Source organism: Bifidobacterium sp. ESL0764, assembly GCF_029395515.1.
In the GTDB taxonomy this organism is placed as follows: Bacteria; Actinomycetota; Actinomycetes; order Actinomycetales; family Bifidobacteriaceae; genus Bifidobacterium.
Genome location: NZ_CP113919.1, coordinates 649354 through 672858 on the forward strand (window position 1 = coordinate 649354; position 23505 = coordinate 672858).

At 59.2% G+C, this 23505-nt stretch carries 20 protein-coding genes and 1 tRNA gene; 12 read left to right on the forward strand and 9 right to left on the reverse strand.

Annotation, left to right across the window (positions count from 1 at the left end):
• Positions 1 to 12 precede the first annotated feature (12 nt).
• A complete protein-coding gene (murI, locus tag OZX71_RS02265) occupies positions 13 to 789 on the reverse strand; it encodes a glutamate racemase (protein ID WP_277160348.1) in 777 nt (258 codons plus the stop codon).
• Between the two features lie 216 nt (positions 790 to 1005).
• Here murI and dapF point away from each other — a divergent pair, with 216 nt between their 5' ends.
• Positions 1006 to 1905 carry a diaminopimelate epimerase gene (gene dapF, locus OZX71_RS02270; RefSeq protein ID WP_277160349.1) on the forward strand — a complete coding sequence of 300 codons (900 nt, stop codon included), beginning with the start codon at positions 1006 to 1008 and terminating at the stop codon, positions 1903 to 1905.
• Positions 1906 to 2045: 140 nt separating this feature from the next.
• On the opposite strand, the gene OZX71_RS02275 is transcribed toward dapF, so the two are convergent.
• Complete coding sequence (locus tag OZX71_RS02275) at positions 2046 to 2720, reverse strand: vitamin K epoxide reductase family protein (RefSeq protein ID WP_277160350.1); 675 nt, start codon at positions 2718 to 2720, stop codon at positions 2046 to 2048.
• A 104-nt stretch (positions 2721 to 2824) separates the two neighbouring features.
• Between OZX71_RS02275 and OZX71_RS02280 the strand changes: the two genes are divergently transcribed.
• The gene (locus OZX71_RS02280; protein WP_277160351.1) at positions 2825 to 3709 is read left to right on the forward strand and encodes a PHP domain-containing protein; all 885 of its coding nucleotides are present in this window, start codon (positions 2825 to 2827) and stop codon (positions 3707 to 3709) included.
• A 180-nt stretch (positions 3710 to 3889) separates the two neighbouring features.
• Here the strand turns inward: OZX71_RS02280 and OZX71_RS02285 are convergent, their stop codons facing one another.
• A complete protein-coding gene (locus OZX71_RS02285; protein WP_277160352.1) occupies positions 3890 to 4114 on the reverse strand; it encodes a DUF3107 domain-containing protein in 225 nt (74 codons plus the stop codon).
• A 175-nt stretch (positions 4115 to 4289) separates the two neighbouring features.
• The gene (locus OZX71_RS02290; RefSeq protein WP_277160353.1) at positions 4290 to 6116 is read right to left on the reverse strand and encodes a phosphotransferase; all 1827 of its coding nucleotides are present in this window, start codon (positions 6114 to 6116) and stop codon (positions 4290 to 4292) included.
• Between the two features lie 91 nt (positions 6117 to 6207).
• Here OZX71_RS02290 and OZX71_RS02295 point away from each other — a divergent pair, with 91 nt between their 5' ends.
• Positions 6208 to 7710, forward strand: a complete 1503-nt coding sequence (locus tag OZX71_RS02295) for an ATP-dependent helicase (protein WP_277160354.1) — start codon at positions 6208 to 6210, stop codon at positions 7708 to 7710.
• Between the two features lie 155 nt (positions 7711 to 7865).
• Here OZX71_RS02295 and OZX71_RS02300 read toward each other — a convergent pair whose 3' ends face one another.
• Positions 7866 to 9506 carry a zinc-dependent metalloprotease gene (locus OZX71_RS02300; RefSeq protein ID WP_277160355.1) on the reverse strand — a complete coding sequence of 547 codons (1641 nt, stop codon included), beginning with the start codon at positions 9504 to 9506 and terminating at the stop codon, positions 7866 to 7868.
• 211 nt (positions 9507 to 9717) lie between these two features.
• On the opposite strand from OZX71_RS02300, the gene OZX71_RS02305 reads away from it, so the two are divergent.
• A complete protein-coding gene (locus OZX71_RS02305; RefSeq protein ID WP_277160356.1) occupies positions 9718 to 10782 on the forward strand; it encodes a S16 family serine protease in 1065 nt (354 codons plus the stop codon).
• A gap of 136 nt (positions 10783 to 10918) precedes the next feature.
• Positions 10919 to 11335: a DUF3052 domain-containing protein gene (locus tag OZX71_RS02310; RefSeq protein WP_277160357.1), complete on the forward strand. Its 417-nt coding sequence runs from the start codon at positions 10919 to 10921 to the stop codon at positions 11333 to 11335.
• 224 nt (positions 11336 to 11559) lie between these two features.
• Here OZX71_RS02310 and glyA read toward each other — a convergent pair whose 3' ends face one another.
• A complete protein-coding gene (gene glyA, locus OZX71_RS02315; RefSeq protein ID WP_277160358.1) occupies positions 11560 to 12879 on the reverse strand; it encodes a serine hydroxymethyltransferase in 1320 nt (439 codons plus the stop codon).
• Between the two features lie 355 nt (positions 12880 to 13234).
• Positions 13235 to 13308: transfer RNA gene (locus OZX71_RS02320), tRNA-Val, on the reverse strand.
• 314 nt (positions 13309 to 13622) lie between these two features.
• Between OZX71_RS02320 and OZX71_RS02325 the strand changes: the two genes are divergently transcribed.
• From OZX71_RS02325 to OZX71_RS02350, 6 genes are all read left to right on the forward strand, one after another.
• On the forward strand, positions 13623 to 14114 hold the full coding sequence (locus OZX71_RS02325) for a hypothetical protein (RefSeq protein ID WP_277160359.1): 492 nt from the start codon (positions 13623 to 13625) through the stop codon (positions 14112 to 14114).
• Entirely contained in the window at positions 14096 to 15010 is a 915-nt protein-coding gene (locus tag OZX71_RS02330) for a hypothetical protein (RefSeq protein ID WP_277160360.1), read from the forward strand. Before OZX71_RS02325 ends, OZX71_RS02330 begins: the two co-directional genes overlap by 19 nt.
• 123 nt (positions 15011 to 15133) lie before the next feature.
• Positions 15134 to 16390 (forward strand): DivIVA domain-containing protein, encoded by a 1257-nt coding sequence (locus tag OZX71_RS02335; protein WP_277160361.1) that lies wholly within the window; start codon positions 15134 to 15136, stop codon positions 16388 to 16390.
• Between the two features lie 42 nt (positions 16391 to 16432).
• On the forward strand, positions 16433 to 18148 hold the full coding sequence (locus OZX71_RS02340; protein ID WP_277160362.1) for an alpha/beta hydrolase: 1716 nt from the start codon (positions 16433 to 16435) through the stop codon (positions 18146 to 18148).
• A 143-nt stretch (positions 18149 to 18291) separates the two neighbouring features.
• Positions 18292 to 19014, forward strand: coding sequence for a DNA repair protein RecO (gene recO / locus OZX71_RS02345; RefSeq protein WP_277160363.1), 723 nt, complete (start codon positions 18292 to 18294; stop codon positions 19012 to 19014).
• A 2-nt stretch (positions 19015 to 19016) separates the two neighbouring features.
• Positions 19017 to 19817, forward strand: coding sequence for an isoprenyl transferase (locus OZX71_RS02350; RefSeq protein ID WP_277160364.1), 801 nt, complete (start codon positions 19017 to 19019; stop codon positions 19815 to 19817).
• A gap of 165 nt (positions 19818 to 19982) precedes the next feature.
• Here the strand turns inward: OZX71_RS02350 and OZX71_RS02355 are convergent, their stop codons facing one another.
• Positions 19983 to 21032 carry a LacI family DNA-binding transcriptional regulator gene (locus OZX71_RS02355; protein ID WP_277160365.1) on the reverse strand — a complete coding sequence of 350 codons (1050 nt, stop codon included), beginning with the start codon at positions 21030 to 21032 and terminating at the stop codon, positions 19983 to 19985.
• An 88-nt stretch (positions 21033 to 21120) separates the two neighbouring features.
• Positions 21121 to 21498 carry a thiamine-binding protein gene (locus tag OZX71_RS02360; protein WP_277160366.1) on the reverse strand — a complete coding sequence of 126 codons (378 nt, stop codon included), beginning with the start codon at positions 21496 to 21498 and terminating at the stop codon, positions 21121 to 21123.
• Between the two features lie 167 nt (positions 21499 to 21665).
• Between OZX71_RS02360 and OZX71_RS02365 the strand changes: the two genes are divergently transcribed.
• A complete protein-coding gene (locus tag OZX71_RS02365) occupies positions 21666 to 23186 on the forward strand; it encodes a glycine--tRNA ligase (RefSeq protein ID WP_277160367.1) in 1521 nt (506 codons plus the stop codon).
• Positions 23187 to 23505: the final 319 nt, after the last annotated feature.

Consider the following 23505-nt stretch of genomic DNA (forward strand, 5'->3'; position numbering starts at 1 on the left):
TTTGACAACCGATCAGAAGTCGAGGCGTTTGGCGGCCAGGGCGGCCATGCGCTCGCTGGTGTCCGAGTTCTGAAGCGTCACGCTGCCAACGGCGGTGGGATCGGCCAGCTCATCGGAGGCTTTCAGCAGGTCGTACAGATGACGGGCGGTGCCTTCATTGCCGTCGATGATGGCGGTGGAGGCGGGAAGCAGCTGCCGGAAATAGTCGCGGTAAAAGACGAAATGCGTGCAGCCGAGCACCACGGAGTCGATGGAGCCGAGGTCATAGCCGTCAAAATAGCGATGCAAGGTGGCCATGACCAGCTCGTGGTCTTCCAGCCGGTCGTGCTCCACGATTTCCACGAGGTCCGGGCAAGGCTGGCGGTAGATGGTGTTGGTGGCGCTGAAACGGTGCATCAACGCGGTGAACTTCTTTTCACGAAGCGTCAGCGGGGTGGCGGCGACGATGACGCGTTGCGGTGTTCCGTTCCCACGGTCGCATGCCACTTTCAGCGCCGGTTCCATACTGATGATGGGCAGGTCGTAGGTCGCCCGCAGATCATCGACGGCGGCCGAAGTGGCGGTGTTGCAGGCGATGACGATGGCCTTGACGCCCAGGCGCATGAAGCGTTCGACGATGGCGAAGGAAAGTCTGCGCACCTTTTCAGGCGTCTTGGTACCGTACGGGGCGTTGGCCGAATCGCCGAAATAGATGATGCGCTCGTTCGGCATTTGCCTGCGTATTTCCCGCACCACCGAGATACCGCCCAGTCCCGAGTCGAACACGCCTATCGGAGCGTTTGATGCCATGCTGTCCTCTTTCACCACGATCTAACCGTTCTGATCTAAGCTTAGCGATTTCGCTGTTGTATCCTATCGTTTTCAGCGAACATGCACATGATAGCCAATTGGATGAATCGTCGGATCTGCTGCTGCGGCGGCGCTCGGCGCCCGGCTCGGGCGGATGGTGCATCCCGACACGTTCACTTGCCGCCCTTGAGCGTGGCAACAGGTAGACTGTCGCTTATGAGTCTTCCGCACTTCGTCTATAAAGGCCACGGTACCGGCAACGATTTCGTCATCTACATCGACCGCGAGGGCCGTTTCGAGCCGACCGGCGACGAGGTTCGCCATGTCTGCGACCGTCATTTCGGCATTGGTGCCGACGGCCTGATACGTCTGACGAAACCGGAGTATGTCAGCGACCTTTCCGCTTTTCAGGTGGCGCTTTGCCGCGACGGCGATGCGCAATGGTTCATGGACTATCGCAATGCCGACGGGACCTTGGCCGAGATGTGCGGCAACGGCACCCGTGTGACGACGTTGCTTGCCCAGCGCGCCGGCTTTGCCGCGGCCCCGGGCGGCGCGCCTTTCAGACTGGGTACGCGAGCCGGGGTCAAGACATTGCGTTCGCTGGGTGCGGTGGCGCCATACGGCGACGACGTGTTCCAGGTGAGCTTGGGAGCCGGCAGAATCGGGGATTTGGACACCTACAAGGTCACCATTGCCGGGACTGATGGTGAGGCCGCCGGGACGTTTGTGGATATGGGCAACCCCCACGTCGTTTCCGTCGTGGAGGACGGCAAGGCCGGGCTTCCCGCACTCGAGGATCTGAATCTCGTCGTCAAGCCGACGGTCATGCCGTCAATCGAGACCGATCAGAACGCCGAATTCGTGCGTATCGACGCCTGTGACAAAGCCTCCGATACAGGCCGTGCCACCATGCGGGTCAATGAGCGTGGGTGCGGGGAGACGCTTTCCTGCGGCACCGGGCTTGGCGCCACAGCGGTGACGTTGAGGGCGAAAACCGGAGTGAGCCATTGGGACATCGCCATTCGCGGGGGATTGGTGCATGTCGATGTGGGCGACGACGACGTACTGCTTACCGGTGCCGCGCTCATCGTGGCGAAAGTGGAGCTGCTGTAAAAGGCGGAAACGTTTCACCGACCGACAACAATCTGAACGCCGCAAAAGCAAACTGGAAACCGATATTCGAGTAAAAAGAAACCCGTACGGTCGTCTCTTACGACGGCTGTGCGGGTTTTTGATAACAATCCAAAGGTGTATCAGGCGAAGATCGCGGCGCCTTCGCGCACGAAGATCAGCGCGATGATCGCGAAGATCCAGACGATGTCGACCATCCAGTCGTACCGCATGCGATAGTAGGTATTGAGGCCCTTACGCCAATGCTTGCGCGGGATTTTCTGTACCGTTACCGTGGCATGCGTCAGCCCCATGAACATGAACGTGGTGGCGAACATCATGGTCATGCACCAAGGGCAGAGCGCCTTGATGACGAACATGGACTGGCTCATCAGCCAATAGGCATACGAGATGCAGGTGACGCCGCCGATCCAGGCCGCTGCCGAGAACCAGTAGGGAAGCTTGACGTTGCAGGCGCCGACCACCGCGACGGTGACGAAGACCGAATAGAAGCAGATGCCGAAGAACGCGTTCGGGAAGCTCAGCCCGCCGATCTTGATGATCTCGGCCTGCCAGGATTCCGCGACGGTGGAGCAGGAGAGCACGGAGTTCACGTCGCAGCCCAACGCCTTGTTCGGGTTGCGGGCGAGCTTGAGGGTATCGGCTGCCAGCATCAGCGAGGCGAACAGGCCGATGCCCGCCCCGAGGCACATCACGCCATAGTTCCAGATGGGTCCATGGAAGAACCCTTTGGGCTCGCGGTTGTCGCTAAATTCAAGGGTCGGTTGGCCGTTGGGAGCGATCGATGCTCGTTCCATGTTCCTCACGGCGGCTGCGCTGTGTTTAGTCGACATGCATATCCCTGCTTTCTGTTCCCTTGGCATTTCACCGGCTGTCGGGCTCATAGGCCTACGATAGGTCTATGACTAGCGACGAATATAACGATTGCGGACCGGTTTCCGGCTGGGACCTCCACTGTCATACGGTCTTTTCCGATGGTACCAAGACCCCCGCCGAACTGGTCGACATTGCATGCGCAAAAGGACTGCACGGCGTCGCAATCACCGACCATGATACCACTGCGGGTTGGAATGATGCACAGATTGCCGCGCAAAGTCGCGGTTTTCCGTTGTTGCGCGGCAGCGAAATCACCGCACAGGACGACCATGTTTCCGTTCACATGCTTGCCTATCTCTACGACCCGGAAAACGAAGGCATCGTTGAGCTGTTCCGTTCGACGCGCAAAGCCCGTATCGAGCGTGCCAGACGTATGGTCTCGCGTCTGGCACAGGATTTCCCCATCACCTGGGACGATGTGAGAGACCAAATCAAAAAAGGCGAGAAAACGACGGTGGGTAGGCCCCACATGGCCGATGCGTTGGTGGCGGCTGGGTTCTATCGCACGCGCTCCGAGGCGTTTGCGGGAGCCATCTCGTCTTCCAGCAAGTATTACATACCGACGCCTTCGCCTACCGCTTTGCGGGTCGTGCAGGTGGTTCGGCAGGCCGGAGGGGTGAGTGTCGTCGCCCATCCCGGCGATTACAGCCGCAACAGGCGCTTGCTTTCCGATTTCCAAATCAGGAGACTGGCCGATGCCGGACTGGGCGGTCTTGAGGTGTGGCATCGTGGAAACGGAAGCGACGAGCGCCGGCGTCTGTTGAAACTTGCCGACGAGCTCGGTTTGCTCGTCACCGGAGGTTCGGACTGGCATGGGGCCGGCAAGCCGAACGAGTTGGGGGAGAATCTGACCGGCGATGACGTGGTGGCGCAAATCGTGCAACGCGGTGCCATCGGGTTGGTCTCATGAACCGCTGTTGTTGGTGGGCGTTGCGTTTCCGGGTCTTGAACCACAGGCTTCGGAACAGTGATGTCGGCACAACATACGTTGAACAAGAAAAATGCCCAATTATGTGAGATGTGTCACAAAAAACTGGGCAAAGTTGCTATATGTTATTCTGCAGGCGTAATTATCGCCGCGAAGTTTCGTCTACAGGGCTCCGAACCCGACAGCGTGCTTGGTCTCCGAACCGACGATGGCATAGCCCAGGGCACCGGCCGGCACCATAATATGGCGGTCTTTGTCGTCGACCAGATCGATCGGCTCGCCTTTCGACACGGCGTCCGAAATGGCTTTGCTCACTTCTTCGGCGCTTTGCTCGGTCGTGAAATTGACCGGACGTGCCACGTTTTGGATTCCGAGTTCGACATCCATGTGCTACCTCTTTCCTTTTGGGGATTGTTCTTAGGTTTTATTGTGCCCGAAGGCTGGTCATTACGCTTTTGGCTAGGATTGCCGCGTTTGTCCACTCTCGGGCGACAGAACGGATCGGTTTCGCTGGTTTTATATAGACAGAGACGTGCTGGTTGCCGTCGGCCGGGCGCGCCTTTTACCTCTCGTCTTCGCTCGTTGACCTGGTATGGTCGGCATCTGCGGAATCGTCTGATTCGGGCTGGCTGTCCGCATCGTCGGAATCGTGAGCGTCACGGTCGGTTTCGTCGGATACCGACGTGTCATTATCGGCTGTGTCGTCATCGTTCGATGTGTCATCCTGTTGGGCCGCGTCATCCAGTTCTTTGGCGATTCCGGATTCGGACGCTTGTGCGCCGCCACCCCTCTGGTCGTCTTGGACTTCGATCTTGGTGCCTGATAGAGAACGGTTCTTTTCGGCCTTTTCCTCGGCTTCCTCAAGCCCCATCTGAGCATCGTGCAATGCCTGCTGTTCCTGTTCAAGCAGGGGAATCAGGGCCGTGGGGGCGTCGTGGTCGACTTTCCCCTTCTTTGTCGCCCTGTTGTAGACGTCGTCCTCTTGCGAATACTGGACGTGCCAGGCGACTTCGGGCTTGCCGGTTCGGTCTTTGCCGTCATCGGCCTGCGTTTCGGCGCTGTTGTCGTCTTCGGGGTCTTCTGTTTCGTCGTCGCTCAAGACGGGCTTCTTTTCGGCTTCGGTCAGCACCATCGTGGCCGAAGATGAAGGATTCGGCATATCGGGGTAGAGGGGCCTGACTGGTGCCGTCGGCTTTTGCCGGTCGTCGGTGCGGTCATCGTCGTCATCTTCCAGGACGCGGGAACGTTGGGGTGCGAAATGTACCGGACGGTCGGCGGTGCTGTCGCTTGCCTCGACAAGTTTGGTGACTTCTGCGGAACCGGTCCTGTCGCTTTCGTCCTCGTCCTGCTTGGAGAAGCGTGGGTCTTCGCGCTCTTTGGCGGAGGCATCGTCTTTCGGAGGTACGACCGCCGCAGCCGCGGTTGCCGCACCCTTGGCCTTGTTGGCAACCACCGTCAGCTGATGGGCAAGATGCTCGACCTGCGCCTTGAACTGCAGAATCCTGGCATTGTCCGCGCGTGAAAGCGCCTCGATGAAATCGCCGACCTGTTGCATCTGCAGCCAAAGGTTGGCGCGAAGGAGAATGAGATCGTCGATTCGTGAGCCCATGATCCCGCCATAGGCGTTCATCAGCGCATCGCGATGGTCTCCGTCCATTTTGGCGAACATCCAAGCCAGGTCGCGTGCGGGGTCGTTGATCTGCATGTCCTGCCAGTTGTTCACAGCCGTGATGGTGGAACCGGAGAAGAGGAAATCCCCGTCCGCGAACCCTCCATGGGTCAGGGTGGTGGAGAAGGACCAGAGGCCTTCGGCGTCGATGATCTTGGCCCAGCTGGAGGTGATGGCAGGCGGCACATGGCCGGCCTGTTGCAGCCGTTTGATCCAGCCGGTCAGCTGGGCGCGAATCTGTCCGGTGGTGAACGCCGGGTATTTCGCATCGTCGAGGAAATCCGTGCGCTGGCGGTGGATGGCTCCGATGGCGGTGCCCACGCTTGCCGCGTCCTGGCAGGTCAGCAAATCAAGTCGGCGTGCCTCTCCCTCGACGTGTGGTGCGACCAGCACCGAGTTTTTGCCGGTTGCGCTGCCTTTCCCCGCGGTACTGAACGCCAAGGCGCGGTCCAGCGCGAAGCCCAATCCGCTCATTTCATGGGACGAGGCAAGAACACCAGCCGCTTTCGCACGTCCCGCGAGAAGCTTTTTGCCTTTGGGGTCGCTGGATACGAACACGTCGTACTGCCGCCCTGCGGTGTCCTGCACCACGGCGTAATCGATGCCGGCGTCATTGTCGGCCTTGTCGCTGCGGTTGTACTCGCACACCCCGGCCATGGATGTCTCGGGCATGGCGGCTGAGGCGAGGGCCGCCAGCATAAACTTGCTTCGTAAAGTCACATCTACCAGATTAATACACCCCTATGTCCTTGAGTTCGCCAGCTTTCAAGGAATTACAGGGCTATCGGGTGTGGCTGGCAGAATGGCAGATATGGACACCAGGGATACGCAGGCCAAGCTTCAAGGGCTTGACGACGCCCAACGCGCTGCCGCCACAGCCCTTGACGGCCCGGTTCGCATCGTTGCCGGTGCCGGTGCAGGCAAGACGCGCACCGTCACACGGCGCATCGCCTATGCCTGTGCCAAAGGCGAGTGGGACCCGAGCCGGACGCTCGCGGTGACGTTTTCGGTGAAGGCCGCCGATGAGATGAAGCAGCGACTGGCATCGCTTGGCGTTGCGGGCAAGGTCACCGCAGCCACTTTCCATTCCGCCGCCTTGCACCAATTGCGCAAGGTCTGGTACGACATCAGCATCGCTCCCTTCCCGCACGTCGTCGCCGATCCTCAGGAGATCATCGCGAGAGCGCTCAAACGGGCCACCGGATCCGACCAGTACGACGGTATCGCCAGGCGCGATCTGCTCGCCGAGATCAACTGGGCCAAGGTCTCGCTGATAGCCCCGGAGGATTACGGGCGGGTGTGCGCGGCCACTCACAGGCTGCCGCCGGCCGGGCTTGACCCGCAACGTTTCACCGATGTCTGCACCTGCTATGAACAGGAGAAGACCTCACGCGGCGAAATGGACTTCAACGACATCCTTCTCTTGACCTGCCATGTGCTTGAGGGCTTTGAGGAGCAGGCCGCGCAGATTCGGCAGTCCGTCGGCTGGCTGACCGTCGACGAGTATCAGGATGTCTCGCCCCTGCAACATCGCCTGATGGACCTTTGGCTGGGCGACAACCGCAATGTGTGTGTGGTGGGCGACCCGGCCCAGACGATCTATTCATTTGCCGGGGCCTCGAGCTACGACCTGCTCAATTTCGCGGGGGAGTTCGGCGATCTGCGCGCCGATATCAATCTCAATACCGATTACCGCTCCACGCCTCAGGTCGTCTCGATGGCCAACCGTGTCCTTTCCTGTGCGCCGGATCGGGACCAATATCTGCGTCTGGTCTCCGCCAGGGACAAGAGCGAGGGCATGCGCGTGGTCAAAACCGCCTATGACAGCGACGCCGAGGAGGCGCAGGGCGTGGCCGGTCGCATCGCCCAGTTCATCGCCGGCGGCGCCAAACCGTCGCAATGCGCGGTGCTGACCCGTCTCAACGCCCAGCAGCAGGTGGTCTGCAAGGCCTTGAAAGCGCAGGGAATCGCCTACCGCACCCGTCACGACGTCGGGGTGCAAGACACGGTTCTTCAAGACGGCAATGAAAGCCGTCGCGAGGCCATGGAGATTTTGGCGAGCAGGCGTGAACCGGGGGTCACGGTCTCTTCGATTCATGCCGCGAAGGGTCTGGAATTCAAGCACGTGTTCATCATCGGTTGTTCGGAAGGCCTGTTGCCGTACGGTTCCCCGCCCCCCGGCGACGCCTTGGAGGAGGAGCGCCGTCTCTTCTACGTGGCCGTCACCCGAGCCGAAGATTCCCTGCATCTTTCCTACGCGCGCAGCAAGGACGGTACCTCGACCTTCTCGCGCACCCCGAGCCGTTTCTGGTAGGTTCGCGGATTCGATCGGTCTTTTCGATCGGTTTGTGGAATCTGCCTCTGGCAATGATTGCGCGATCATAAGAAAGACCGGTATCGACTTGTGATATGTCGATACCGGCCTTTGCCTGTGCTGCTCTATTCGGTTTTCAGCCTTCAGAGACGACTTCAGTTTTGCGGTTTGTCGCCATTATCCGGCTGGTTGCCATCGCCTTTGTCGGATGCGCCGTCATCATTATCGGATTTCGATGATTCGTCGTCCTTGCCGGTTTCGATGCTGTCGTCTTTGGCGGTTGTTTCGCTGTTCTCGCCATCGTCGTCGCCCTGGGCGTCAAGCAATTTCTCGAGTTCGGCGTCCCAGTCGATGCCGTGCTTGGAATCAGTGGTATCGCTGCCGTCCGCGGCGAAGGCGGTGATGTTCGCGTCAGGATTCGTATCGGCGTCGGATGGCGATGTTTCGGTGTCGGCGACCTGCGCTTGCTCGCCGTCGATACCCGGCAGCTTCGGCAACAGATCGGGATGTGACCACTTCTCGTCACGGGCCTTGTCACCCTCCTGCGCGCCGATCTTCTCCCAGATGTCGGCGGCCTCGCGCATGCGCTTGGGGCGCAGTTCCATGCCGAGCAGGCTTTCGAAGGTACGTTCCGCCGGTCCGCCGACCGCACGTTCACGGCGCACCATCTCACGCAACTGGTCGATGTGCGGGATATGGGCCACTCCGGCCTTCCACGTCACCGCGTCGACCCAGCCTTCGACCAAGGCCAGAAGCGTCTCGAGGCTTTCGAGCGCCTCTTTCTGCTCTGGGGTATCGGCGATGCCGACCTTCGTCAGATCCACGGCCCCGGAAATCGAATCGGGATCCATCGAGGTCGCATCACGCAACTGTTCCTCCATGGCGTCCAGGTCGATGCTGATACCACGGGCGTACTTGCCGATCAGTGCCTCGAAGCGGGGCATGAGCCATGGCACATGGGCGAAGAGACGGGCGTGCGCCACTTCCTCGAGCGCCAGGAACGCCAGCACTTCGGCCTGGTCGATTTCCAGCGTCTTGGCGTATTCGATGGCGTTCTGCGCGATCAGCGCCCCGGCAGGGTTCTTCTGCAGAGCGATGCCCTGGTCGAAGCTGCCGCGCACTTCATGCGAAAGCTGGCCTGCCGCGTGCCCGAGCTGCGTGGAGAAAGCCGTGTTGCCGAGAATCTTGATGAGATTGGCCGGGTCCTTCATATTGTCAGGAATCGGCACGGGAATCGGTCCTGCAAAGACACCGGCTATCTCGCCGTCACCGAAGGCGTCGCCGAAGCGCTCCGAAACGACGCTGGAAAGCGCATCGCTCATGGATTGCTCGACCGGGCTGGCGAATTTCGCCCACGAATCGACCGTCGCATTGACCCAGTCGGCGCGGGTGAATACCTGCGGTTCGCCCGGAGCCGGGTCGATGGTGCTGGCGGTGTCAAGCCAAAGGTTCGCCTCGCTCATCGCCTGACGCACGGCTTCGCCCTCGCTCGCCGTGACGGTCTGCTCGCTGCCTTCGTCATTGGCGATGGCCAAGGCCAGTGAGGTCGCCAGTTTCACGTTGACGGGCCCCTGCTCGGCGCTTTGCTGCATGTCGCCTACCGTGTTGAGTCCGCTGGTGGTGAATGCGTTCATCAGCGCCTTCACTTCGGCGGGTTTGGGCAGCTTGGTCGGATCCTGGCCGAGGAGCTGGTCTTTGACCGCGTCGGGCAGTGCGTTGAGCTGTTGGAATGCCATGTCGCCCTGCATCTGACCGAAGCAGTCGATCAACCATTGGTGTATCGCGTTTTCGTCCATCGGTATAGTCCTTTATCTTTCAAGTCCCGGCAATATAACGTCCGTTTGTCTTCCCATATTATTGTCTTCTATGGTCTTATCGCTGTAATCTTCCGCTACCGACGAGATTGCGGCCAAGCTGGGAATATATCGTGGCCGGCGATGTCTTTTGGTTACGCTCGTGGGTTTTATGAAGGCGTTGCGTCTGGGCAAGGCAGCATACTGGTTGATTATGTCACGCAGCAATCAGGACCAGAGGTATCAAGGCCATCAGACGCCTATATCACCGGTGGGCGAAGATACGACGGGTTCGTCGTTGCCCGGTAACGATGATTTCGACGGCATTATCGGTGTGCCGGCTTCAGGCAATCGTGCTTCAGGCAATGCTGCAAGCCCGATCGGTGCGGATGCCGATTCTCCTTTTGATACGGGCGCCGAGAGCGATGAAGCGGCCATCGACGTTCGCGGTCGTCTTGGTATCTGGCATCGTTTCACCCGTTATTGTTCGCGTCATTCGTTGCGGTATTTTGCCGGCGTTATTTGTGCGGTGCTGTGTTTTTTGGTGCTGCTTCTGCCCAGTCCTTACGTTATTGAAACGCCTGGTCCGACGCAGGACGTGCTGGGTACCTCTGACGGCAAGCAGGTGATCGCCATCACCGACGCGACCACGCACAAAAGCCGTGGCAAGCTGCTGCTGCTGACCGTCAACGCCCAGGGCGTCCCGGGCTCGCCGGCGCTCGGCATCCAAACCCTGATCGCATGGATCGACCCCCATCAGCAGGTCATGCCCAGTGAAGCCGTGTTCCCCGTAGGCCAGAGCTCTCAGGAATATGAAAAAACCTCCGCCAAGCAGATGACCGGTTCCCAGGACTCCGCCACCACGGCGGCGCTCGCGTTTGCAAAGCGACACAAGATCGCCGGAGCCTCGCACGCCAAGGTGGAGATGCACGTCGACGACATCGGTGGTCCCTCAGCCGGCATGATGTATGCGCTGGGTATCATCGACAAGCTCACCGGCGTCGACGAGACCGGCGGCAAGACGATTGCGGGCACCGGTACCATCGACAGCAAAGGCAAGGTCGGCAAAATCGGCGGTATCCAGCTGAAAATGCTCGGAGCCAAACGTGACGGCGCCACCTATTTCCTCGCCCCCGCCAGCAATTGCGACGAGGTCGTCGGCCATGTGCCGAACGGCCTGCGCGATGTCAAAGTCTCGACGCTGGAGCAAGCCTACCGCTCTTTGGTGGCCATTGGGCAGGGCAGGGCCGATAACCTGCCGCATTGCACGGCGGATTGACCTTGCGGAGGGCTATGTGCACGATTTGATGGATATTGACTGAACAGATTGCGCCAACTGTCTGGTATTGCCCGCAATGTGGATACGGTGCCGCGACTTTGGGCGTGCTGTTCCGTATGTTTGCTATATTGGAAGGGTGAATGAAACGGCATCAAAAAACGCTGAAGAGTTCGGTTTTCACAAAGGTGACATCGTACAGGAATGGCTGTGGGATGACGACGTGAGTGAATCCACTCGAGAGAAAATCATGGATTTGACCGATCAGGATCTGGTCGATGAGGATTATGATTCTGCTGTCGATGGCGTCATCATCTGGTGGCGCGACGGCGATGACGAGGACGCCTTGGCCGACACCATCATGGACGCACATGGGGTCATCGGTGAAGACGGCCCACTCTGGATTCTTACCCCCAAGCCGGGGCGTCCGGGCGCTCCCGCCTCTAATACGGTACAGTCCGCCGCCAAGACCGCCGGTATGAACGCGGCCACGCCACTGACGGTTTCCGAGGATTGGAACGGCATTCGTCTGCGTGCCTTCGGCAAAGGACGCTGAAGCTGTAACGGTTTGGCGCAGCCAGCCGTTTTTAAAAATACATACGCTTGAGAATATGAAAGGTCTCTGCTGACGTCTTGTTGGCGGAGATCTTCGTCTTTTGTGGACTCGGATTCGCGGTTATTGCTTGTATTGTATCTTGATCAATGACGGAGAATACGAAGAAAGTCCCCGCCGACGATAAGCCGATGGGGACTTTGACGTTGTTCGAATGCAGCTGCGGCCTAGAGTCCCGGATAGAGCGGGAAATCTTCGGTCAGCTTGGTCACGCGGGCGTGTAACGCCTCCACATCCGCATCCGGGCCTGCGGCGAGGGCGGTGCCGATGATGTCGGCGACCTCTTCGTACTGCGGGGCGGCGAAACCGCGGGTAGCCAGCGCCGAGGTGCCGATGCGCAGACCGGAGGCCACGGAGGCTGGGCGCGGGTCGAACGGTACGGTGTTGCGGTTGACGGTGATGCCGCACTGCGCGAGCAGGTTTTCGCCGGTCAGCCCGTCCATCTCGCTATTACGCAAGTCGACCATGACCAGATGCACGTCGGTGCCGCCGGTCAGCACGGTGATGCCTTGTGCCGCCACATCGGGCGCGTTGAGGCGTTCGGCCAGAATCTTGGCGCCCTCGAGCGTGCGTTCCATGCGATGCTTGAAAGCCTCGGTGCCGGCGACCTTGAAGGCCACGGCCTTGGCGGCGATGATATGCATCAACGGCCCGCCCTGCTGTCCTGGGAAGACGGCGGAGTTGATTTTCTTGCCGTATTCCTTCTTGGCCAGGATGAAACCGGAACGCGGTCCGCCCAGCGTCTTGTGTGCGGTCGAGGAGACGACGTCGGCATAGGGGACAGGGCTTGGGTGCAGGCCCGCGGCCACCATACCGGCGAAGTGGGCCATGTCGACCCAGAACTTTGCGCCCACCTCGTCGGCGATCTCCTTCATCGCTTTGAAGTCCTCGATGCGCGGGTAGGCGCTCCAGCCGCCGATAATCAGCTGCGGATGGACCTCGAGCGCGCGCTGGCGTACGATTTCGGGATCGATCAGGAAGGTGTCGGGATTCACGCCGTAGGATTCGGCGTGGTAGAACTTGCCGGAGAAGTTCATCTTGGTGCCGTGGGTCAGGTGGCCGCCATGATCGAGCGCCAGGCCGAGCACGGTGTCGCCCGGCTTGATCAGCGCCTGATAGACGGCGGCGTTGGCCTGAGCGCCGGAATGGGGCTGGACGTTGGCGAACTCGGCGCCGAAGAGCTCCTTGGCGCGGTTGCGCGCGAGCGTCTCGATGCCATCGACGAACTCGCAGCCGCCGTAGTAGCGGCGTCCGGGGTAGCCTTCCGCGTACTTGTTGGTCAAGACGGAGCCCTGCGCGTCAAGCACGGCGCGAGGCACGAAGTTTTCGGAAGCGATCATCTCAAGACCGTTTTGCTGGCGCTTGAGCTCATCGTCGATGAGCGACGAGATTTCGGGGTCCGCAATCGCGATGGGTGCATTGAACACGTCCGACGAACTCTGCACGACTGCAGGGTTGGATGTGTCGGCTTTGAATGATTCAGCCATTTCGAACTCCTTCTTGATGATGTGATATTTTGCTGCCGTCGATGCGGCATTTGCTTCCGCTCCGCCCGTCCTTAAAGGGAATGGATTTCACGGATTGCACAGCGATAAAGGATTTGCCTCCTTGCTGTGTATCAGCCATTATGCCAGAACGAAGCCGAAACATGCCCTGCATGTTCTATTTATGGACAAACTCATATTAACGAGGACTGATCGTTCGTTAACGGTGATAATGCAGTCCGGGTGATCAGCAAGGCGGCTTTGAGTAAAAGCCGGAATAACAAAGCCAGAATCCGGTCGAAAGGTTCTGATTAACCACAATCCTTGGGAATCGTGGGATTCTGAGGAATCGAAAACGTGGGCGATGAGGGATTCGAACCCCCGACATCCACCGTGTAAAGGTGGCGCTCTAACCAGCTGAGCTAATCGCCCGAAGACCTTTTTTACTTTACCGCAACCGTTGCCCAGCGGGGTGTCGGCGGATTGGCGTGCCGTGCCGTTGGCGGCGAATATGGTCATTATGTTTTACGATTGTACTTTCTTGAGACCTTCGATCTTCCTTCCCCGTCTCTCAAACGTCATGGTGACGCCTCCTCCGACCTGAGGATGGTGATAATGAAGAGCTTTCTGCGACGATGCTTGGTGGTAGCATGCCGGAAGACGGCGGTGACGATGACGTGCAATGCAAAGAGATCAAGGTTGAAGAAGGCGAACCGCGGTGCCGTGTGTTCGATCGGGGGTGAGTGATGAGGCTGCGTGATCGTTTTTCGAAGCTGATTGGGCCGTGGGTGATGTCGGATGATGAGTTCTGGTCGCTGCATCCGTTGCGGCTGCGCGTGATCATGGGGTTTGTCGGGGGCCTGTTTGCTTTGATGGGCTTGTTGCTCTGGTGCTTGGTGGCGATTTGCCTTGGGGCCGGCGACCTGCTGGTGCGCCATCCCGTTGCTCTGGGGCGTGTGATGCCGTGGCCTGATTTGGCTGCGTTGGCGGTGGCGGCGCTGACATTGGTGGTTGTGGGCGCGGGAGCGTTGGTGCTGGCATTGCATAGAAGTGCGAGAGTAAAACGTGTGGTGTCGCTGCTGTGCCGTTATATGCCGGTGCTGTGTGTGCTCACGGCGGTGGGCGTGTTTGCCTCTCGTGACCGGTATTGGGCGGTCTTCGGTATCTGTCTGTTGGCGATTGGTTCGTTTCCCGGTTTGGTGTTGAACCGGTATGTCAGATGGGTGAAGGTCAAATGATTTTCAAGGTGATCAGGCTTGCGGATGTGGATTCCGTTTACAAGGGTGTGCCGGGCTATGTTCAGAACGTGGATGCCGATGTGTCGAGTGCCGTCGGGGCTGGCGGCCGGTCTTCGGATTCGTCTGCGCCGGGTGCTTGGTCGTTTGATTTCACGTTGACCGGTCCGATGTGGTGGGAGTTCGCCATGGCGTCGAACGCCTATGGGCGTGGGTTACGTCATATCTATGTGCCGGGCTCCGTGTTTGTCGTTGTGCTGTTGCTGGTGGTTTTCCTGAGTAATGGGACCTTGTATTTTCCTAATGATGAATGGTGGGTTCTTGTTCTTGTCGGGCTTCTTGCTGTGTGTTTGCTGCTTTGCGGTGGTCCGTTTCCTCGTCGGGTTGTGATGAATCAGTCGACGAGATTGGTGTCGCAGTGGTTCCCGGTGCCGAGTGGAACTGATCCGGAGATGCGCAGTGCGGTGGGGCAGTGGAAGAACGGTGTATTCGATAGGCGTTGGCTGACGCCGTGCCGACTGTGGGTCGATGGCGGCGGCGTGGTGTTGCTGCGTCGTGTGAACGGCGAGGAGTATACGGTGCGTGCTTCTTGGTCGCAGCTGGATTGCGTGCGATTGACGGAGCATGCGGTGGTGTTGTCTCCTTCGGCGGGCGGGAAGGCGTCGATGGACATCATCCCGGCTATACCGGATGTGAAACTTGCGGATTTGGACGGTTGTGTGTTGGTGGATCGGTCGGTGTTGCCCGATGTGGAGGGGTTCGTGGCCTGGTGCCGGGATCGCATCGCGGGCGCCGCGCCCCGCTCTCGTGGCCTGCGTGCGTGGGTGTGTCGTTTCCGTTCGTGGTTGTACGGGGACCATGAGTTTTTGGGCGGCCCGCCGGCGTGGGCGGCGAAGTGAGTCGTCGATGGTGATGTCCTTTATTCGTTCTGGTTTAAGTGAAAGTAGTAGGGCCATCGGGTTGCGTCGTAACGGCCACGTATACTGGGAACATTGCGTAGATCACCTCAGGAGGCAGAACTGATGGCTGAACAGTCGGAGAACAACCAAAGCTCGACGGGAATAGAATATGCTGGAAAGCGCAAGTGGGGTTATGACGTTGACCAGGTGAATGAGTTCCTGGAACGTGCCCACGAGATGTATGACAGGAATGATGGCGAGCTTACCCAGCAGGACATTCAGAGCGCCGCGTTTACGTTCACCAAAGGTGGTTACGTCATTGCCGAGGTCGACGCCGCGTTGGCGCGCCTTGAGCATGCGGTCGTCGACAAGGAGACGGCCCGCCAGATTGCAGGCAATGGTGCTGTCGCGTGGCAGGCTCGTACCCAGCAGCTTTACAGCATGATAAGCGCTCATGCCAAGCGCAGCCACAAAGATCGTTTCATTCGTGGGGAGAAGAAGCGTCCTTCCTATGATGTCAAGCAGGTGGACCGTCTGGTCGATCAGATCATTACCAAATCCGCAGATGATCTGGGCGTCAGGTCCATGAGCGGCGAGGAAGCCAAGGACCTTGCCGATCTGAATTCAAGCACCGTGGCCAACGTTATTTTCACCCAGCGTAAGGGCAGCCGGGGTTACGACGAGCGCCAGGTTGATTATTATCTCGATGCGTGCGTTCAGCTGTTGAGCCGTGTTGAGTCTTATGCGCGTATCACCGATTACAACGAAAAGAACGCTGCCGCTGCCGCAGCCGCCCAGCCAGTTGGGGCACGCACGGTTCCGGTCGCCCCGCAGTCGCAGCCGGTTTCTGGGCTCAACAATGTTCCGGTCAGCCCGTTGATCGCCGATAACGTATCGGGTCCCTCGGCCGATCCCACGGTTCCGGCCGCTCAGCCCCTCGCTTCCTCGTATCAGTCTGCACAACCGGCAACAACGACGCAGCCTGCCGCATCATCGAGCTCCTTTGATGCGGTCCAGACGAATGCCCAGCCGGCGTCGACCGATGATTTCGGCGCGACTTCTTCGACGTTCGATTTCAATACGACAGTTCCCGACGCCGCTGCCCCGGTAATCCCGAACTTGCCCGATGGCGTCGGAACACAGGACAATAACAGTAATGCTTCTGCTTCGTCGCAAGACACTGCGACGGATGCCAATTCCTCATTGGCCGCTTTGGCGAACATGGCGCAGGCCAGTGCGAATGCTTCCGACAACACCGAGACGGCGGCTTTCAGCGCTCCTCAGGTACCGGCGCTCAACAATCCCGATGTTGATATTCCTGATATCTCGTTCCCTGATTACAGCGCTTTCAAAGGTGATGATCAGCAGGCCAGTGAGTGAGGCATCCACTCAAAGCGAATGCTGTGCCATGGGTCGTTTATCATGAGCACTGTGCCAAACGAACTGTCCAATACAGCCGATAATCAAGCCAACACGTCGTGGGGACTTGGTCGCCGTCTTCTGGTGACCATCCCTATTTTTATCGTGCTTTTGGGCATTCTTGTCACGGTTTCCAATCTCACCAGCGTGCCGTGGAAAAGGGAGCCGACCGGTCAGTCGGTGTCCACGCTTTCGCCGAATACCGGTGTGACGTTCGATAATCCCCAAGGTGTGCCGTTGGCGCATCGCGACAGTTTCAAGGTCTCTTCGCGTACGGTCACTTTGGACGTCAGGCGGCCTGCCACCGGTGAGGTTCAGCATGTCCATGTTCTTCTTCGGGCACCGAAGGACCCGGTAGGCACGAACGTCAGGCATCCCGGAGTCGTATTCATGCACGGTGCAGGCTACGGAACCGCGGAAAACAGCTTCGGTGACGCTGCCGCGGACCTTTCATCGGCCGGGTTCGTCACTGCCGTGATGGACAAGCCCGTCTGGTCGACCAACGACATCACCCGCGATTATCCAGCAAGCGCCAAGGCCTATGACCAGGTCGTGCGCTACCTGCGTACGCAGCGCAATGTCGATGCGGATAAGGTCGGTCTTTACGCGACTTCCGAGAGCACATGGATTTCGCCCTACGTCATCAAATATGACAAACGCATCGCCTTCCAGCTCCTCTTGAGCCCAATGGTCTACGGCCCCCGACAGTCTTTGGGGTTCTTCGTCGGGCAGGACTTCTCGCTGGTCGGTGCCAATAACGGCTATCAATCAATCGTGCGCAGGCTCTTCCATGCCGATACCGAAATGATGGGGCTCCATAACCTTGATTTTCCGGTGGATCTGCGCGAGGCTTACGCAGTGCCGACCATGGTGGTCTATGGCTCGAAAGACGTCCTGACCGCGCAGGTCGAGGGGCTGGAACATATTCTCTATTCCGCCCATCGCGCCGGTAACCGCAACGTGACGGTGCGCAGCTATGCTGTGGCCAACCATGTTCTTCGGCTCGGCGACGAGGCGGAGAACGGCACTCCGTTTGCGGATGATTACATCAATGACGTCATCTCGTGGGCCGTGGGCACCGTCGCCGGTCTCAAGCAGAGCAGCGAGCCCGTCGCCGGCACCACCATCCGGCAATCCATCGCGGTGCCGGTGGAGCTGAAGGCGGATCGCAGCCTCACCGTCTACGGCACGATCGTCAACGTCGGCATGGTGGTTCTGCTTGCTGCGGCGTTGCTCATGGCGCTGATCGGCTGTGCGATGAAGGGTTGGCGTCTGGTTCGTCGTAATCATAACAAGGTGTTCGGTTTCATGCGGGGCTTCGGCAGTGAGCTTTTGGCCGTTGCCGTGACGACGTTGGCGACGTTCGTGCTCTTCGCTGCGGGACTTGGGCAGGTCATCATGGCCGTGGTCAGGCTTGGTTGGGGCGGTGCGCCTACGGAAGACCCCGGCATGATGTATTGGAGCTGGCCGGTCATCCAGGTGGTTTCGACGCTGGTTGTCTGGGCCTGGGCCCGTATTCTGGCCCGTTGCATCGAAGTGGCACAGGTGCGTGGACTGGCGCAATTCCCGCCGCGCAAAGGGGCGATCAGCGATGTGGTCAGCGGCCGGGAGCCGGTGTTCGCTTCGAAACGGTTCGGCCGTGTCTTCTTCTGGCTGGTCGCGGCGGCGATGTTCAGCGTCCTGCTGTTCTTCGCGTTCTGGGGCTTGTTCATTTTCTGATCAGACATGTCGGATGGCGTATCGGCTTGATTTCGATAGACATGAATGTCGATGGATACTGTGGTTTCGTCCATGCGACAAGTGGTGCTCGTAGTATGAATCCGTGTAGTGAATCTGTGAAGTGAATCGGGGAGGTGAGGCGGATGGCGCTGTATCGCGACGAGGGCGTGGTCTTGAAAACCGTGAAACTCGGCGAGGCCGACCGTATCATCACCTTGCTGACCCGCACCCACGGCAAAGTGCGCGCCGTCGCCAAGGGCGTGCGTCGCACCAAATCGCGCTTTGGCGGCAGGCTGGAGCCGTTCATGCGCGACGATCTGCTCATCGCCGAGGGCCGTTCGCTGGACGTCATTTCGCAGGCCGCTTCCATTTCCTCCTACGCCGCGCGCATTTGTGTGGACTACGATGCCTACACCGCCGCCAACGTCATCGCCGAGACGACCGACAAACTGGTTTCCACGGAGCACGAGCCGGCACAGCGCCAATACATGCTGTTGATTGCTGCACTGGCGGCTCTGGCACGTGCGCTCCATCCGGCCGAGGCCATCAGCGATTCCTACGTCATGCGGGCTTTGGCACAGGCAGGTTGGACCCCGCGCCTTTCCTCCTGTACGGTTTGTGGCAGACGTGACGACCTCGATTACTTTTCCGTGGCCTCCGGCGGGATACTGTGCTCTACCGACCACACCCCGGATTCGAAACGTATCGACCTGGACGGACGTGAACAGATGGAGGCGCTTGTCGAAGGGGACTGGAAAGTACTTGATCGTGCACCTTTGCAGGCCGAAATTCGGCGATTTGTTGAAGAATGGGGTGAATATTATCTCGAACGCCCCATCCGCTCGCTGAAGTTGCTAGATTCGTAAGTATGGCTTTTGAACATGTGGACTATACCTCGCTTGACGTTCCGGCGGCTCCCTTTTCCGATCCGTCGATTATCCCGGCGTTTCCGAAAGGCAAGGTCCCCCGTCACGTCGGCGTGATCATGGATGGCAACGGGCGCTGGGCCCAGCAGCGCGGCCTGACCCGCACGCACGGCCATCAGGCCGCCGAGCCGGTCGTGTTCGACACCATCGCCGGCGCCATCGAGGCTGGTGTGCGCTACCTGAGCCTGTATACCTTCTCCACGGAAAACTGGAAGCGCAGCCCGCAGGAAGTGCGTTTCCTGATGGGCTTCTCCCGAGACATCATCCACCGCCGGGTGGCGCAGATGGACGAGTGGGGGGTGCGCGTGCGCTGGTCCGGCAGGCGGCCGAGGCTCTGGAAGTCGGTGATCGACGAGCTCGAGGTGGCCATGGAGCGGACCAAGCACAACTCGACCATCGACGTGGTCTTCTGCATCAATTACGGCGGCCGTTCCGAAATCGCCGACGCCGCGGCGGCCATCGCCCGTGATGTGCGAGACGGCAGGATCAGCGGCGATCGCGTCACCGAATCGATGATTGCCGACCATCTTTACAACCCCGATATTCCCGATTGCGATCTGGTCATCCGCACGTCCGGCGAGCAGCGCACCTCGAACTTCCTGCCGTGGGAAGCGGCCTACGCGGAACTCGATTTCGCTCCCGAACTGTTCCCTGATTACGGACGCAAAGCCCTCTGGCGTTCCATCGACCATTACGTTCACCGCGACCGTCGTTTCGGCGGAGTCAAGACCAAGGCAAAGTGACGAGTCGCCGGGCCGGCGCACAAACCGCGCAAGGTAGACAACAAAAAACAAGTGATGGTTCTTCCAAACTGATTGGGAAGAACCATCACTGATATCTGACGACCTCGAATGCAACGATCATCTATCTACGTATCTTATCGTCAGAAATTCAAAGATATGACTGTCTTATTTCTTGCCGACAACCGATTCGTCGCCGATGATCTGGCAATGGATGCATGCCGGAATGGCGGAATCAATCGGTGGCAAATCGATGAGATTGTCGGGGAACGGATTGTCTCCCAAAGAACGCTTCTCGATCAGCGATACCAGTTTGCAGACCGCCCAATAGCCCATTTCGTAATAGGGCATGGCCACCGAGGTCAGCTTGGGGGAGAAAGTGTCGACGATATTGCTGTCGTTGCCCACGCCGATGACCGACAGATCCTTGCCAACGGTGAGGCCGCGGCGTGCGGCGCATTCGTAGATGTACCAGGCGCGTGCGTCGTTGTAGCAGAAGAACGCATCCGGCTTGACGTCATCGAAAAGCGCGGAGACCATGCCGAGCGCGTCGCCGTCCTGCGAAACGTTGACGACCATTTTCTGATCGAAAGGAATCTTCGCTTCATGGAGCGCTCTGCGATAGCCTTCAAGTCTGGTGGCCTGGGCGATGGTCGGAGCCGCATTGCCGATATAGGCGATTTTCTTGGCACCGGAATCGATCAGCATCTTGGTGGCGTCGAGCCCGACGGCGAATTCGTCGGGCTCGACGATGGGGAAGCGGTTGTCGACCGTGTTGGTGGAAATCAGCACCAGCGGCGAATGCACGAGGTCTTCGGGAACCTCGGTGACCTGGCTCGACGGCTTGGAATAGAGGAACCCGTCCATGCCATAGCGCTGCAGCACGGAAATCTGGTCCGTCTGGCTGGCCGACCCGTCCGTGTCCACAAACAGGATGATATAGCCGTAATGGCTGGCAGCATCCTGAGCACCCTGCAGAGTCTGCGCGGTATAGGGGATGTCATAGATCTCGTCGGCGACGAAACCCAGAATTCCGGTTTTGCTGGTACGCAGGCTTCGTGCCATCGGATTCGGCTTATAACCGAGTTCGTCGGCTATCTCGCGCACCTTTGCTGCAATTTGCGTTTTTACGCGCCCGGCATCCCTGTTGTTGAGTACCAAGGAGACAGTGGAGATCGAGACTCCGGCCTTCTCCGCGACGTCTTTCATTGTCATCATGCTTTTTAATCTATACCCATTTACGGACTAAGTAAAACGCGATGACTACTCTTTAAAATTCATGCTCATTTCATTGGAAATTGGCGGTTTATTTCGTTTGACTTAGAATGTCGTCAACAAGTTGCTGTTTCTCTTTGATTTGTCCGCAAAAACCGGGACGTATGTCGAGTTTAAGTGTGACGCCAGTGCGATAGCCCTGGGCCGCCAACACCATGGTGGCGTCCCGTACGGTTTTGAGCACGTCGTCAAGATCGCCTTCGATGTTGGTGAACATCGCGTTGGTCTCATTGGGCAGTCCTGACTGGCGAATCACGTTGACGGATTGCGCCACGTACTCGCTCAATTCCGAGCCCGTCCCGCTGGGGGCGATGGCCACTGCGGCAACCGTGTTGATATAGGGTTTGCCGGTTTTCGGATCGGTGGGAACGCTTTGCTGTACGGCGTTGCGGTCGGGGTTTTCACTCATGTCGATCTCCTTTTTCATCTCTTTGAATCACCAGTAGCATGCTACCTGCAAGGCTTGGCATTGCTGGTTGCCGCGTTTGGCGGATGTGTCACGCTATGTCGATAAAGTAGGCACACAAGCAAATGTCATGGAACGGCTGATTAAAGCCGATAATCGGAAGGTGTGTCGTGGCTCAATCCAAACTTGATGAAGTGGTGTCGCTGGCCAAGCGTCGTGGTTTCGTGTTCCCCGCGGGGGAGATTTACGGCGGCACGCGTTCCGCATGGGATTACGGCCCGCTCGGCGTCGCTCTGAAAGACAATATCAAACGTGAATGGTGGCGTTCGATGGTCGTCACCCGTGGCGACGTCGTCGGTGTCGACACCTCCATCATCCTGCCCTCCGCCGTCTGGGAGGCCTCCGGCCACGTCAAGGTCTTCAACGACCCGCTGATCGAATGCCTCAACTGCCACAAGCGCCAGCGTGCCGACAAGCTGCAGGAGTCCTACGCCGAGAAGCACGGCGACAAGATGCCCGAGGACGGTCTCAAGTCCATCGTCTGCCCCGACTGCGGCACCCGCGGCCAGTGGACGGAACCGCGCGACTTCAACATGATGCTGCGCACCCACCTTGGCCCGGTCGACGACGAGAACTCCCTGCATTATCTGCGCCCGGAGACCGCTCAGGGCATCTTCGTGGACTTCAAGAACGTGATGACCTCTTCGCGCAGCAAGCCGCCGTTCGGCATCGCCAACATGGGCAAGTCCTTCCGCAACGAGATCACCCCAGGCAACTTCATCTTCCGCACCCGCGAGTTCGAGCAGATGGAGATGGAGTTCTTCGTCGAGCCCGGCACGGACGAGGAGTGGCACCAGTACTGGATCGACACCCGCACCCGCTGGTACACCGACCTGGGGATCAACCCGGAGAACCTGCGCCATTACGAGCATCCCAAGGAGAAGCTCGCGCATTATTCCAAGCGCACCGTCGACATCGAATACAAGTTCGGCTTCAAGGGCGGCGACTGGGGCGAGCTCGAAGGCGTGGCCAACCGCACCGACTTCGACCTCTCCGCGCATCAGGAGCACTCCGGCGAGGACCTCACCTTCTTCGACCAGGCCAGCGGCAAGAAGTACATTCCCTACGTCATCGAGCCGGCGGCGGGCCTGACCCGTTCGCTGATGGCCTTCCTGGTGGACGCCTACGCCGTCGACGAGGCGCCGAACACCAAGGGCGGCGTCGACCGCCGTACCGTGCTTCGCCTCGACCCGCGCCTTTCCCCGGTCAAGGCCGCCGTCTTCCCGTTGAGCAAGAAGGCGCCGCTGCAGGGCATCGCCCATGATCTGGCCGCCGAGCTGCGCCAGCACGACTGGATGATCGACTACGACGAGGCCGGCGCCATCGGCCGTCGCTACCGTCGTCAGGACGAGATCGGCACCCCACTGTGCATCACGGTCGACTTCGACACGGCCGACGACCATGCGGTGACCATCCGTGAGCGCGACTCCATGAAGCAGGAGCGCGTCGACCTCGACAACGTGGCCCAGTACGTCGCCGACCGCATCGGCGAGAAGCGCGTGCGCTACCCCGAAGGTCCGGCCTCGATCGTCGGCAACACCGCTGCCGACGGTGGCGTCGATTTCGCTCGTGAATCCGGCATCGACGAGTCCGCCCCCGTCAAGGTCGCCGAAGCAGGCGGCCTGTACTGAGTCGTTCAAAAGAATAAGGCAAAGACACTGTCAAGACTTGGACTGACGTGCTTGGGGCTGGGATATACAATGTCCGACACGCTCCGGGCCGCTCAGGCCAAGTCTTTACGGTCTGACATCGCATATCCCAGCCCCAAGCACTCATCATATTCTGATTCTTTGCTATAACAGCTTGAAGCAATCTCTTAATAATTATTCGATTGGTAAGTGAATAAAAGGTTGAGTCTTGGAGGTCGGGATATGCGATGTTCGGGCGTAAGACACGGCCGAGCGGCCAAGGAGCGTCCCGAACATTGTATATCCCGACCTCCAAGCACGT